Annotated in this window: 13 protein-coding genes; 7 read left to right on the top strand and 6 right to left on the bottom strand. The window is 71.5% G+C overall.

Annotation, left to right across the window (positions count from 1 at the left end; all coding sequences use genetic code 11):
* Positions 1–20: 20 nt before the first annotated feature.
* Complete coding sequence (locus J7F03_RS42235; RefSeq protein WP_214946816.1) at positions 21–1493, bottom strand: cell wall metabolism sensor histidine kinase WalK; 1473 nt, start codon at positions 1491–1493, stop codon at positions 21–23.
* Positions 1486–2166 (bottom strand): response regulator transcription factor, encoded by a 681-nt coding sequence (locus J7F03_RS01720; protein WP_214946815.1) that lies wholly within the window; start codon positions 2164–2166, stop codon positions 1486–1488. The genes J7F03_RS42235 and J7F03_RS01720 overlap by 8 nt, the downstream gene beginning before the upstream one ends.
* 435 nt (positions 2167–2601) lie before the next feature.
* Between J7F03_RS01720 and groES the strand changes: the two genes are divergently transcribed.
* Together groES and groL are read left to right on the top strand one after the other, a co-directional pair.
* On the top strand, positions 2602–2910 hold the full coding sequence (groES, locus tag J7F03_RS01715) for a co-chaperone GroES (protein ID WP_008739621.1): 309 nt from the start codon (positions 2602–2604) through the stop codon (positions 2908–2910).
* Positions 2911–3043: 133 nt separating this feature from the next.
* Positions 3044–4666, top strand: a complete 1623-nt coding sequence (gene groL, locus J7F03_RS01710; RefSeq protein WP_214946814.1) for a chaperonin GroEL — start codon at positions 3044–3046, stop codon at positions 4664–4666.
* An 89-nt stretch (positions 4667–4755) separates the two neighbouring features.
* Here groL and J7F03_RS01705 read toward each other — a convergent pair whose 3' ends face one another.
* From J7F03_RS01705 to J7F03_RS01695, 3 genes are all read right to left on the bottom strand, one after another.
* The gene (locus tag J7F03_RS01705) at positions 4756–5454 is read right to left on the bottom strand and encodes an ester cyclase (protein WP_214946813.1); all 699 of its coding nucleotides are present in this window, start codon (positions 5452–5454) and stop codon (positions 4756–4758) included.
* 79 nt (positions 5455–5533) lie between these two features.
* A complete protein-coding gene (locus J7F03_RS01700; protein WP_214946812.1) occupies positions 5534–6307 on the bottom strand; it encodes an SDR family oxidoreductase in 774 nt (257 codons plus the stop codon).
* 49 nt (positions 6308–6356) lie between these two features.
* Positions 6357–7046 (bottom strand): MOSC domain-containing protein, encoded by a 690-nt coding sequence (locus tag J7F03_RS01695; RefSeq protein WP_214946811.1) that lies wholly within the window; start codon positions 7044–7046, stop codon positions 6357–6359.
* A 79-nt stretch (positions 7047–7125) separates the two neighbouring features.
* Between J7F03_RS01695 and J7F03_RS01690 the strand changes: the two genes are divergently transcribed.
* The gene (locus J7F03_RS01690) at positions 7126–8025 is read left to right on the top strand and encodes a LysR family transcriptional regulator (protein ID WP_214946810.1); all 900 of its coding nucleotides are present in this window, start codon (positions 7126–7128) and stop codon (positions 8023–8025) included.
* A gap of 219 nt (positions 8026–8244) precedes the next feature.
* Here J7F03_RS01690 and J7F03_RS01685 read toward each other — a convergent pair whose 3' ends face one another.
* Positions 8245–8571: a WhiB family transcriptional regulator gene (locus J7F03_RS01685; RefSeq protein WP_214946809.1), complete on the bottom strand. Its 327-nt coding sequence runs from the start codon at positions 8569–8571 to the stop codon at positions 8245–8247.
* Between the two features lie 379 nt (positions 8572–8950).
* On the opposite strand from J7F03_RS01685, the gene J7F03_RS01680 reads away from it, so the two are divergent.
* From J7F03_RS01680 to J7F03_RS01665, 4 genes are all read left to right on the top strand, one after another.
* Positions 8951–9562, top strand: a complete 612-nt coding sequence (locus J7F03_RS01680; RefSeq protein ID WP_003948568.1) for a response regulator transcription factor — start codon at positions 8951–8953, stop codon at positions 9560–9562.
* A gap of 342 nt (positions 9563–9904) precedes the next feature.
* On the top strand, positions 9905–10534 hold the full coding sequence (locus J7F03_RS01675) for a sigma-70 family RNA polymerase sigma factor (protein WP_214946808.1): 630 nt from the start codon (positions 9905–9907) through the stop codon (positions 10532–10534).
* Between the two features lie 202 nt (positions 10535–10736).
* On the top strand, positions 10737–12242 hold the full coding sequence (guaB, locus tag J7F03_RS01670; protein ID WP_214946807.1) for an IMP dehydrogenase: 1506 nt from the start codon (positions 10737–10739) through the stop codon (positions 12240–12242).
* A gap of 144 nt (positions 12243–12386) precedes the next feature.
* Positions 12387–13511, top strand: a complete 1125-nt coding sequence (locus tag J7F03_RS01665; protein ID WP_214946806.1) for a GuaB3 family IMP dehydrogenase-related protein — start codon at positions 12387–12389, stop codon at positions 13509–13511.
* The last annotated feature ends 80 nt before the right edge of the window (positions 13512–13591 follow it).

Below are 13591 nucleotides of genomic sequence, written 5' to 3'. Positions count from 1 at the left end.
TGAGGGTCCTGAAGCCGCCTTCAGGGGCGGGGCGGAGCGGGCCCGCGCTCCGGCACGCGCAGCAGGAGCCGTGCGCCCGCGCCCCCGGCGGACGCCGGGAGCGCGCGGACCTCGCCGCCGTGCGCCCGCGCGATCTCCCGGGCGATGGCCAGGCCCAGGCCGGTGCCTCCGCTGGTGCGGCCCCGGTCCGCGTCCAGTCGTACGAACCGCTCGAAGACCCGGTCCCGGTCCGCCTCCGGGATGCCCGGCCCGTCGTCCTCGACCTCCAGCAGCGCCCAGCCGTCCCCGCTCGAAGCCGCCCGGACGGTGACCCCGGTGCGGGCGTACCGCAGGGCGTTGTCCACGAGGTTGGCCAGCGCCCGCTCCAGTCGCGCCGGATCTCCGGCGGCCGCTACGGGGGCCCGCGCGTCCAGCCGCATCGCGACCCTGGGCTCCGGGCGCCGCGCCAGGTCCTCGGCGGCCAGCAGCGCGAGGTCCACCGGCTCGGTGCGCGGCGCGGGCCCGCCGTCGAGGCGGGCCAGCAGGAGCAGATCGGCCGCGATGCCCTGGAGCCGCTCGGTATCGGCCAGCGCGGCCGCCACCGACTCCCGGTCGGGGTCCCGCAGCGCCACCTCCAGGCGGGACCGGACGGCCGCGAGGGGGTTGCGCAGCTCGTGCGAGGCGTCGGCGGTGAACTGCCGCTGGCGGGCGTCACCGCGCTCCAGCCGGTCGAGCGTCTCGTTGACGGTCCGGGCCAGCCGCGCGATCTCGTCGGCGCCGCCCGGGTCCGGGACCCGGCGGTCCAGCTCGCTCGCGGTGACCGCCGCCAGCTCGGTGCGGATCGCGGTGACGGGGCGCAGCGCGTGCCCCGTCACCCACCAGGCCAGGGCCGCCGAGAAGGCGATCAGCGGGGGCGCGCCGGCCAGCAGGCCGAGCGCGACGGCCCGGTTGGCGTCGTCGACGTCACCGAGCACGGTCATGGCGTAGACGGTGTGCGGGGCGTGCACCCCCGGCGGGCCGGGCGCCTCCACGGCGACCACCACGCGCCGCTGCGCGCCGGGGCGCGCGGGCGGCAGGACTGCCGACCGCGCGTCGTCGCCGGGCGCGGGAGGCAGCCCGGCGAGCCCGGGGGTTTGCTTCCCGTCCCCGCTGGTGGCCACGATCGCGCCGGCCGCGTCCCGTACGAGGACCAGGTCGACCCCGCCCTCGGGCGCGGGCAGCCGGCTGCCGGCCGGGAGGGCCGCGGTGTCGAACTGGGCGGCGACCTTGCGGGCGGCGAGCTCGGTGCGGCCGGTGGTGTTCTCGATGAGGTTGGCGCGCAGCAGCGTGTACAGCCACAGCCCGCCGGTGGCGAGGACGGCGGCCATCGCGAGGGCGGCGGCCGCGGCGGCGCGGGCCCGCAGGCTGCCGAGGCGCCGGGGCCGCGACGCGGACGTGGACGGGGACGGGGGCGGCGGCCGCGACGGGGACGGCGGCCGCGACGTGGACGGGGGCCGCGGTCGTGCCCTATCCACCGTCAGGCGCCATCCGGTAGCCGGTGCCGTGGACGGTGAGGATCGAGCGGCGGCCGAAGGGGGCGTCGATCTTCCGGCGGAGCGAGGAGACGTAGACCTCGACGATGTTCGGGTCGATGCCGTGCGGGGTGTCCCAGACCTCGTCGAGGATGTCCAGCTTGGCGACGGCCCGGCCGGGCTGCTCCATCAGGCAGGCCAGTACGCCGAGCTCGCGGGCGGTCAGCTCGATCTCGTGCGGGCCGCGGCGGCAGCGGCGGCCGCGCGGGTCGAGGAAGAGGTCGCCGGCCTGGAGCACGCTGGGGCGCGGGGCGGCGGCCCGGCGGGTGAGCGCGCGCAGCCGGGCGGCGAGGACGACGAAGGAGAACGGCTTCGTGAGGTAGTCGTCGGCGCCGGAGTCGAGGCCCTCGGCCTCGTCGTACTCGCCGTCCTTGGCGGTCAGCATGAGGACGGGCGTGGAGTCGCCGTGGGCACGCATGCGCCTGCAGATCTCGTAGCCCGAGAGTCCGGGGAGCATCAGGTCGAGGAGCACGACGTCGTACGGCCCCCCGGTGAGGGCGAGGTCCAGCCCCCGGTGCCCGTCGTGGGCGAGGTCGATCCAGTGCCCGTCGACGCCGAGCCCGCGCCGCAACGATTCGGCGAGGCCCACTTCGTCTTCGACGACCAGGATGCGCATGCACCAAGCGTCACATACCGGACCACCCTGCTCGGGCCCCCGGACGTCGAGCACCGACCGGCCGGGCGGGACGAGCCCGGGCGGGGCGCGGCGGGCAGTGCCTGGGCGGGTTCGGGAGAGGGCCGGGCGGGGGCGCGTCGGCCCAGGCTCGGGCGGAGCCCGGGGCGGGTCCGCGGCGGGTCCGCGGCGGGGCGCGGGCGGGCGGGCCGGGGCGGGGTTCCGGGGCGTCTCCAGGCGGCCAGGACGGCGAAACCGGCGGCGCGTATTGGCACTCCGCTTGACCGAGTGCTAATCCCCGGAATAGTCTCGCGTCTGGCACTCGCCCCTGGTGAGTGCCAACACAGCGACAGGCAGATCCGGCACCCGCGACGACGGATCGACCTGGTCGCCACCTCAGACAGTTAACCCCGGATCTCCGAAGGGGGAGGTCGGATCGTGACGACCACCAGCTCCAAGGTTGCCATCAAGCCGCTTGAGGACCGCATTGTGGTCCAGCCGCTCGACGCCGAGCAGACCACGGCCTCTGGCCTGGTCATCCCGGACACCGCGAAGGAGAAGCCCCAGGAGGGCGTCGTCCTTGCCGTGGGCCCGGGTCGCTTCGAGGACGGCCAGCGTCTCCCGCTGGACGTCACCGTCGGCGACGTCGTCCTGTACTCCAAGTACGGCGGCACCGAAGTGAAGTACAACGGCGAGGAGTACCTCGTCCTCTCGGCCCGCGACGTGCTCGCGATCGTCGAGAAGTAAGTCACTTCTCCAGTTTTGCTTTGAGCTACGCCCCTGGTCACCCCTGCTGATGCCGGGCGGCGAGGGGCGTAGTTCGTTCTAGGCGGTCGCGGTGAGCGGCCGGGGATCGCAACGAGAGGGCTGAACCGCTCCCATGCCGAAGATTCTTAAGTTTGACGAGGACGCCCGTCGCGCCCTCGAGCGCGGCGTCAACAAGCTTGCCGACACGGTCAAGGTGACGATCGGCCCCAAGGGCCGCAACGTCGTCATCGACAAGAAGTTCGGCGCTCCCACCATCACGAACGACGGTGTCACCATCGCTCGCGAGGTCGAGCTGGACGACCCGTACGAGAACCTGGGCGCGCAGCTCGTGAAGGAGGTGGCCACCAAGACCAACGACGTCGCGGGTGACGGCACCACCACCGCCACCGTGCTGGCCCAGGCGCTGGTCCGCGAGGGTCTGCGCAACGTCGCCGCGGGTGCTTCCCCGGCCGCCCTGAAGAAGGGCATCGACGCCGCGGTCAAGGCCGTGTCCGAGGAGCTCCTCGCGACCGCCCGCCCGATCGAGGACAAGTCCGACATCGCCGCCGTGGCCGCGCTCTCCGCGCAGGACCAGCAGGTCGGCGATCTCATCGCCGAGGCGATGGACAAGGTCGGCAAGGACGGTGTCATCACCGTCGAGGAGTCCAACGCCTTCGGCCTGGAGCTGGAGTTCACCGAGGGCATGGCCTTCGACAAGGGCTACCTGTCCCCGTACATGGTCTCCGACCAGGAGCGTATGGAGGCCATCCTCGATGACCCGTACATCCTGATCAACCAGGGCAAGATCTCCTCCATCCAGGACCTCCTGCCGCTGCTGGAGAAGGTCATCCAGGCCGGCGCCTCCAAGCCGCTCCTGATCATCGCCGAGGACGTCGAGGGCGAGGCGCTCTCCACCCTCGTCGTCAACAAGATCCGTGGCACCTTCAACGCCGTCGCCGTCAAGGCGCCCGGCTTCGGTGACCGCCGCAAGGCGATGCTGCAGGACATGGCCACCCTCACCGGTGCCACCGTCATCGCCGAGGAGGTCGGCCTCAAGCTCGACCAGGCCGGTCTGGACGTACTGGGCTCCGCCCGCCGCGTCACGATCTCCAAGGACAACACCACCATCGTCGACGGTGGCGGCAGCTCCGACGAGGTCCTCGGCCGCGTCAACCAGATCAAGGCCGAGATCGAGTCGACCGACTCGGACTGGGACCGCGAGAAGCTGCAGGAGCGCCTGGCGAAGCTCGCCGGCGGCGTCTGCGTCATCAAGGTCGGCGCCGCCACCGAGGTGGAGCTCAAGGAGAAGAAGCACCGTCTCGAGGACGCCATCTCGGCGACCCGCGCCGCGGTCGAGGAGGGCATCGTCTCCGGCGGTGGCTCCGCGCTCGTCCACGCCGTCAAGGTCCTCGAGGGCAACCTCGGCCTGACCGGCGACGAGGCCACCGGTGTCGCGGTCGTGCGCCGCGCCGCCGTCGAGCCGCTGCGCTGGATCGCCGAGAACGCCGGCCTCGAGGGCTACGTCATCACCTCGAAGGTCGCCGAGCTCGACAAGGGTCAGGGCTTCAACGCCGCCACCGGCGAGTACGGCGACCTGGTCAAGGCCGGCGTCATCGACCCGGTCAAGGTCACCCGCTCCGCCCTGGAGAACGCCGCTTCCATCGCGTCGCTGCTGCTCACGACCGAGACCCTGGTCGTCGAGAAGCCGGCCGACGACGAGGCCGACGCCGGTCACGGTCACGGCCACAGCCACTGAGGCTGACGCCTGAGGCGTGAGAAGGCCCCGGTCACCGCTGCCAAGCGGGGGTGACCGGGGCTTTCCGTTTCCGGGTGCGGGGCTGCCGGCTATCCGGGCATCATGCCCAACTGCCGCATCAGGCTGGGGACGTCGTAGTACCACCAGTCTTCCGCGATCTGGCCGTTCTCGATCCGGCACGTCGTACAGCCCGACATGCTTATTTCCTTGCCGGTCGGCGCGACCCCCATGAACTCGCCCTTGTGGGTGCCCTTGCAGTCCCACAGCGTGGTGACGCAGTCCCCTTCGGCGATCTGGTTCGTCACGTCGAGCTTCAAGTCGAAGGCGTTGCGCCACATGCCGATGGTCTGCCGGATGCCCTCCCGGCCGCCGCCCTGGCCCTCGCTCTCCATGATGTCGTGGGTGACGTAGTCGGCCGCCACGCACTCGTCGATGACGTCGAAGTCGCCCTTCCCGATGACCTCGTCGAGCAGCCGGTTCACGACGATCTTGTTGAGGTACTCGTCACGGACCACGTCGAGGTTCATGAACTTCGGCATGCCCTCGCAGAGAGCCACCATCTCCTGGAACATCCGGTCGGTCTCCGGGAGCTGAGAGTTCTTCATGGCGTCTTCGTACGAGGGGAACTCGACGAGGTCGAGGTAGTGGGTCTGGGAGTCGCGGTCCCTGCCGATCAGGGTGTGGGTGACCGTGCGCTTGCCGCTGGCCTGTTCCGCCCAGCGGTCGATGAGGGCGTTCATCTCGTCGAACCGCTCGGTCTCGTAATCGATTACTTGTACGAATGTCATCGGTCGCCTCCCGTGCTGGATGGGACACATCCAGTCTAGGGAGATTTCACCCTTTTGCCGCGTTTACCCGCTGGGCTGGTTACTGCGGCCCGTACTTGCGCCCCGTACGCGAGGAGACCCCGCCCAGCAACCCGCGCGGCGTCAGCTTCACCAGGCCCATCAGCGCCTTGTACCGCGGGTCCGGGATCGACACCGTCTTGCCCCGCGCCAGATCGGCCAGGGCCGCGGCCACCAGCTTGTCCGCGTCCAGCCACATCCAGCCGGGGATGTTGTCCGTGCCCATGCCGGCGCGCTCGTGGAACTCGGTGCGCACGAAGCCCGGGCAGAGCGCCATCAGCCGGACGCCCGACCCCGTCAGGTCCTTCGCCGCACCCTGCGTGAACTGCACGACCCAGGCCTTGCTCGCCCCGTAGGTGCCGCGCGGCAGGAACGCGGCCACCGAGGCGACGTTGATCACGCCGCCGCGCCCGCGCGAGCGCATCGACTCCGTCGCCGCCGAGGTCAGCCGCAGCACGGCCTCGATGTGCACCTTCAGCATCGTCAGCTCGTCGGCCATGGGGACCTCGAGGTAGCGGCCCTTGTTGCCGAAGCCCGCGTTGTTGACCAGCAGGTCCACCGGGTGCTTTCGGTCGCCGAGGCGCTTCTCGACCGCCGCGATGCCCTCCTCGGTGGAGAGGTCCGCGACCAGCACCTCGGCCTCGATGCCGTGTCGGTCGTGCAGTTCGGTGGCCTGCTCGCCGAGGCGCTTGCCGTCCCGGGCCACCAGGACGAGGTTGTGCCCCTGGGCGGCGAGCCGCCGGGCGAAGGCGGCGCCGATGCCCGCCGTGGATCCCGTAATCAACGCAGTCGTCATACGCGCAACCTAGTCGCCCGGGGCGCCGCCTCCCGTACCGGCTGGTGCGTCAGCCCCCGTGCGGGAGGCCGTCGTTCCCGTACTTCTCCACATACGCCAGCGCCTTGTCCCGCACCGACGGCTCCAGCGCGTCGCCCGCCGCCAGGGTGCGCGCCAGCAGCTCCCGCTCGGTGGTGAAGGCGCGGAACCAGAACTCCACCGTCACCTCGTGATCGGGGCGGTGCAGCACCTCGATGGTGTCGCCGGGGGATACCCGGCCCTCCTCGATCACCCGCAGGTACGCGCCCGGCCGCGCGGCCCGGGTGAACCGCTTGACCCAGGCCCTCTCGCCGAGCGACCCCTGGAACGTCTGGCACGGGATGCGCGCCGAGGCCACCTCCAGGACCAGATCGGGGCCGACCCGCCAGCGCTCGCCGAGCTTCGCGCCGTTCACGTCGAGGCCGGAGGTCGTGAAGTTCTCGCCGAACAGCCCGCCGGGCAGCTCGCGCTCCAGCTCGCCCTCCCACCACTCCAGGTCCTCGCGGGCGTACGCGTACACGGCCTGGTGGTCGCCGCCGTGATGGCGCAGGTCGCAGACGTCGTCGCCCTCGACACCGCTCGCCGCGACACCCTTGGGGCCCGGGGCGAAGACGCGTACGGGACCGGACGCGGGGAGCTTGCGGTGGCCGGTCATCCCACCCTCCGAGTCGGTGTATTCGACGGCCGTCGCGCGGCCGAGGTTCACGGAGATCAGATGCATGCCCCCACGCTAGCCGAATCGCCTCAAAGCGGCACGGGGTTATTGGCGCCGCGATCAAAGTATCCCTTATGCTCGAAGGGTGATCGAGGCACGTCATCTCCGAGTTCTGCGCGCTGTCGCCGGAACCGGGTCATTCTCCGCCGCCGCCCGCGAGCTCGGCTGCACCCAGCCGGCCGTCTCCCAGCAGATGAAGGCGCTGGAGCTGTCCGCCGGCACCCCGCTGCTGATCCGTACCGGGCGCGAGATGCGCCTCACCCAGGCCGGTGAGGCGCTGGTCCGCCACGCCGCCGGGATCCTCGCCGGACTGACCGCCGCCGAGGAGGAGGTCGCGGCCATCGCCGGGCTGCGCGCGGGCCGGGTCCGGCTCGTCTCCTTCCCCAGCGGCAGTTCCACGCTGGTGCCCACCGCGCTCGCGGCGATGCGCGCCGAGCACCCGGGGACCCGGATCTCGCTGGTGGAAGCCGAGCCGCCGCGCTCGGTGGAGATGCTGCGCGAGGGCGACTGCGATCTCGCCCTGGCCTTCCGCTACGGCGGCGCCTCGGGGTCGTCCGCCGAGTGGGAGGACCTCGTGGTCCGGCCGCTGCTGACCGACCGGCTCGTCGGGCTGGTCCCCGAGGGGCACCGGCTGGCGGGTGCGGAGCGGGTGGGCATGGCGGACCTGGCCGACGAGCCCTGGATCGCGGGCTGCCCGCGCTGCCGCCGCCATCTGGTCGAGGTGTGCGAGGGGGTCGGATTCACCCCGCGCATCGACTTCGCCACCGACGACTACCCGGCCGTGGTCGGCCTGGTCGGGGCCGGACTCGGGGTCGCCGTGCTGCCGGAGCTCGCGGTGGAGTCCGTACGGGCCAAGGGCGTGAGCACCCTCGTGGTGGAACCGGCCGTCGAGCGCGAGGTCGTGGCCCTGACCCTGCCGGACCTGGCCCGGGTGCCGGCGGTGGCCGCGACCCTGGCCGAGCTGGAGCGGGCGGCCAAGCGCTGAGCCCGCGCGGGCACCCCCGTACGAAGCCTCGTACGGGGGCACCGGCGTGGCCGGGCCGGGCCGCCACGCGAGAGACCGTACGGGGGTACGGCCGGTCGGGTGGCGTCCCTGGCCGGTGCGCGGCACGTTGTGCGCGCCGCGCGGGACGCGGCGGGCGTGCCGTGTGAATAGAAGAAACGTTCCTTCGGGTGGGTGGACGGTCGGTCCCGAACGGTCCGCTCAGTGCGGAGCGATCGGTCCGATCACGGTCGTCGCGGGGATCAGGCGATGACGGGCTCGGCCCATCAGCTCTTCGCGTTCGTCCTCGGTGAGGCCGCCCCACACCCCGTAGGGCTCGCGGACGGCGAGTGCGTGCGCGGCGCATTCCGCACGCACCGGGCATCGCATGCAGACCTCTTTAGCCGAGGCCTCGCGCGCGCTCCTGGCCGCGCCCCGCTCACCTTCCGGGTGGAAGAAGAGGGAGCTGTCGACCCCGCGACAGGCAGCCAGCAGCTGCCAGTCCCAGAGGTCGGCGTTCGGTCCGGGGAGGCGGGAGAAATCTGCCATTGGTAGTCCTCTTGGTGCCGGTACTGAGGCGGATACGGTCCATGTCTCCACACCTACTGTCGTAGTAGATGTAAATATGACTCATTGGGAATCTAGCCTCAGACATGCGCCAAACGGAAGGAAAGCCGCCAAATAGGGCATAACGCTAGATGGAGGACACGCGGAGAGTGGTGCCCGCGTCGTGTTCGCTTCCTCACGTAGAGTGCCGAAGGTGTCCGTCCGACCCGTAACTCTTTCGAGTGACCATCGTTGAGAGTGTGAAGGCGGTTGAACCAAGAAGTTCTCGGACAGGTGTCCGGGAGCATCGACCGCACAGGTGACGATACGTACCAGCCTGGAGGCTCAAGGTGACGCGCATCAGCAGCTGCGGAGGGCGGTCATGACATCCGTCCTCGTCTGCGACGACTCCCCGCTTGCCCGAGAGGCGCTCCGCCGCGCGGTTGCCACCGTGCCCGGCGTCGAGCGTGTGACGACGGCCGCCAACGGCGAGGAAGTCCTCCGCCGCTGGGGTGCCGACCGCTCCGACCTGATTCTGATGGATGTACGGATGCCAGGGCTCGGCGGTGTGGAGACGGTTCGCCGGCTGCTCTCGGCCGATCCCGGCGCCCGCATCATCATGCTGACGGTCGCCGAAGACCTGGACGGCGTGGCCCTCGCGGTCGCCGCCGGCGCCCGGGGTTATCTGCACAAGGACGCCTCGCGCGCCGAACTGCGGGCCACGGTCACCCAGGCCCTCGCCGACCCGACCTGGAGGCTGGCCCCGCGCCGGCTGCGCTCGGCAGAGATGGGCGCCGCGCCCACGCTCACCGCGCGCGAGATCCAGGTGCTGGAGGGCATGAGCCACGGCCGGTCCAACGCGGAGATCGGGCGCGAGCTCTTCCTCTCCGAGGACACGGTCAAGACGCACGCCCGCCGGCTGTTCAAGAAGCTGGGCGCCTCGGACCGGGCGCACGCCGTGGCGCTCGGGTTCCGCTGGGGCCTGGTCCGCTGACCGCACGACCGCCGGCCCTCACCGGCCGGCGGCGCCGCGGTCGCGGCAGGGCCGGGCGGGGCTCCCGCGGCGGGTCCCGGCGGCCCCTCCGATCGATCCCCCGCAACCTGCTGCGGACGGGGGATTGGCGGGGCACAATCCGGGGGACGTGTCGCTTCGCGCGGCATGCCGCATGCTTGAGGGTGTGGCGCATCCTGGAGATGTCGCCTCGGGGGCGATTCGGCCGAGCGGGAGGGGAGGGGCCAGAGCATGAGTTCCGGTGCACCCACCCCGCATAACGCTTCGACGCACAACACGGGCCGCAGTGCCGCGAATGCCCCGGCGCCAAGGCACCATGGATTGATGCGCGACGACGAGACCCCGGGGTCACCCGCGGTCACAGGCTCCACCGGCGCTGCCAGAGGCGGCGGCGACGGCACCGTCGGCGCGCTCGTACGCCGTGCGGTCGAGGGCGACGAGCAGGCCACGCACGATCTGCTCGCGTTCGTGCACCCCCTCGCCATCCGCTATTGCCGCACCCGGCTCTCGCGGCTCCCGGGTGACGCTCGTCACTTCGTGGAGGACCTGGCGCAGGAGGTCTGTGTCGCCGTCCTGATGGCGCTGCCGCGCTACCGCGACACCGGGCGCCCCTTCGAGGCCTTCGTCTTCGCCATCGCCGCGCACAAGGTCGCCGATCTGCAGCGGGCCGCCATGCGGCACCCGGGCAGCACGGCCGTGCCCTCCGACGAGATGCCGGAGCGGCCCGACGACTCGCTGGGCCCGGAAGAGCGCGCGCTGCTGAGCAGCGACGCCGCCTGGGCCAAGAAGCTGCTGGCCAACCTCCCGGAGAACCAGCGCGAGCTCCTCGTGCTGCGCGTCGCCGTCGGGCTGACCGCCGAAGAGACCGGGCAGATGCTCGGCATGTCCCCCGGAGCCGTACGGGTGGCCCAGCACCGGGCGCTCAGTCGGCTCCGCGCGCTCGCCGAGCAGTAGAACGGCCTCGTCGGGCAGGAGAACGGCCTCGCCGGGCAGGAGAAACGGCGGGGGCGCATGATCCCGGTTCGCCGGGGTTCGCCGGGTTCATTCATCGTAGGAAACGACGAACCTTGGCCTTGATCTTGGTCGTGGAATGAGACGCGTCGGGATCCCGTTAGCATGGACATCCGCGCTGAGCAAGACCATCTGGGAAGGTGTCATGACTGTGAACGCCGACGGAGTGCCCGACAAATTCGCCACACTCGGCCTCACGTACGACGACGTGCTGCTGCTGCCCGGCTCGTCGGACATGTCCCCGGACGCGATCGACACCTCCTCCCTCATCTCGCGCAACGTCCGCGTGAACGTCCCGCTGCTCTCCGCCGCCATGGACAAGGTCACCGAGGCCCGCATGGCCATCGCGATGGCCCGCCAGGGCGGCGTCGGCGTTCTGCACCGCAACCTCTCCATCGCCGACCAGGCCAACCAGGTCGACCTGGTCAAGCGCTCCGAGTCCGGCATGGTCACCGACCCGATCACGGTGCACCCGGACGCGACCCTGCGCGAGGCCGACGAGCTGTGCGCGAAGTTCCGCATCTCCGGCGTCCCGGTCACCGACCCGGCCGGCAAGCTGCTCGGCATCGTCACCAACCGCGACATGGCCTTCGAGTCGGACCGCAGCCGCCAGGTGCGCGAGGTCATGACCCCGATGCCGCTGGTCACGGGCAAGGTCGGCATCTCCGGCGTGGACGCCATGGAGCTGCTGCGCCGCCACAAGATCGAGAAGCTGCCCCTCGTCGACGAGTCCGGCATCCTCAAGGGCCTCATCACGGTCAAGGACTTCGTCAAGGCCGAGAAGTACCCGAACGCCGCCAAGGACAAGGACGGCCGGCTGCTGGTCGGCGCGGCCGTCGGCGTCGCCGGCGACGCGTACGACCGCGCCCAGGCCCTGATCGAGGCGGGCGCCGACTTCATCGTCGTCGACACCGCCCACGGTCACTCCCGCCTCGTCGGCGACATGGTCTCCAAGATCAAGTCCAACTCGACGGTCGACGTCATCGGCGGCAACATCGCCACCCGCGACGGTGCCCAGGCACTCATCGACGCCGGCTGCGACGGCATCAAGGTCGGCGTCGGCCCCGGCTCCATCTGCACCACCCGCGTCGTCGCCGGCATCGGCGTCCCGCAGGTCACCGCGATCTACGAGGCCGCCCTCGCCGCCAAGGCGGCCGGCGTCCCGGTCATCGGCGACGGCGGACTGCAGTACTCCGGCGACATCGCCAAGGCGCTCGTCGCGGGCGCCGACACGGTGATGCTCGGCTCGCTGCTCGCGGGCTGCGAGGAATCCCCGGGCGAGCTGCTCTTCATCAACGGCAAGCAGTTCAAGTCGTACCGCGGCATGGGCTCGCTCGGCGCGATGCAGTCCCGCGGCGACCGCAAGTCCTTCTCCAAGGACCGCTACTTCCAGGAGGGCGTGGGCGGCGACGACAAGCTCATCCCCGAGGGCATCGAGGGCCAGGTCCCCTACCGCGGCCCGCTCTCCGCGGTCGTGCACCAGCTCGTCGGCGGCCTGCGCCAGTCGATGTTCTACGTCGGCGGCCGCACCGTGCCGGAGCTCCAGGACCGGGGCCGGTTCGTCCGGATCACCTCGGCGGGCCTCAAGGAGAGCCACCCGCACGACATCCAGATGACCGTCGAGGCTCCGAACTACAGCCGCAAGGGCTGATCCGAGCAGCGCCGAGGGGCGGGCCCGCACGGGCCCGCCCCTTCGCCGTGCCCGCCGCGTGCGTCCGTACAGCGGTCACCGGAACGCGGCGCGCCGCCCTTCGGGGATACTGGACGGGCAGACCCAGAGGAAAGGCCACCACACGTGACTGAGATCGAGATCGGGCGCGGCAAGCGCGGCCGCCGGGCGTACGCGTTCGATGACATCGCCATCGTCCCCAGCCGCCGTACCCGGGACCCGAAGGAGGTCTCGATCGCCTGGCAGATCGACGCCTACCGCTTCGAGCTCCCGTTCCTGGCCGCCCCCATGGACTCGGTCGTCTCCCCGCAGACCGCGATCCGCATCGGCGAGCTCGGCGGCCTCGGCGTGCTGAACCTCGAAGGCCTGTGGACCCGGTACGAGGACCCGCAGCCGCTGCTCGACGAGATCGCGGAGCTGGACGAGGAGTCCGCCACCCGCCGTCTCCAGGAGATCTACGCCGCCCCGATCCAGGCGGACCTGATCCGCCGGCGCATCAAGGAGGTGCGCGACTCGGGTGTCGTCACCGCCGCCGCGCTCTCCCCGCAGCGCACCGCCGAGTTCTCCAAGGCCGTCGTCGACGCGGGCGTGGACATCTTCGTGATCCGCGGCACCACCGTGTCGGCGGAGCACGTCTCCGGCGCCGCCGAGCCGCTGAACCTCAAGCAGTTCATCTACGAGCTCGACGTCCCGGTCATCGTGGGCGGCTGCGCCACCTACACCGCGGCCCTGCACCTGATGCGCACCGGCGCGGCCGGTGTCCTGGTCGGCTTCGGCGGCGGCGCCGCGCACACCACGCGCAACGTGCTCGGCATCCAGGTCCCGATGGCCACCGCCGTCGCGGACGTGGCCGCGGCCCGCCGCGACTACATGGACGAGTCCGGCGGCCGCTACGTGCACGTCATCGCCGACGGCGGCGTGGGCTGGTCCGGCGACATCCCGAAGGCCGTCGCCTGCGGCGCCGACGCCGTGATGATGGGCTCCCCGCTGGCCCGTGCCACCGACGCGCCCGGCAAGGGCAACCACTGGGGCATGGAGGCCGTCCACGAGGACGTGCCGCGCGGCAAGAAGGTCGACCTCGGTACGGTCGGCACCACCGAGGAGATCCTCACCGGCCCGTCGCACTCCCCGGACGGCTCGATGAACATCTTCGGGGCGCTGCGCCGCTCGATGGCCACCACCGGCTACAGCGAGCTCAAGGAGTTCCAGCGGGTCGAGGTCACCGTCGCGGACTCGCAGCACCACCGCTGACCGGACTTCCGTACGCACGCCGGAGGGCCGGCACCCCGCAGGGGGTGCCGGCCCTCCGGCGTACCGTGGCCGGTCGTCGT

This window comes from Streptomyces sp. ISL-43 (genome assembly GCF_018614195.1).
Classification (GTDB): domain Bacteria; phylum Actinomycetota; class Actinomycetes; order Streptomycetales; family Streptomycetaceae; genus Streptomyces.
This window is presented reverse-complemented; position numbering and strand designations above follow the sequence as displayed.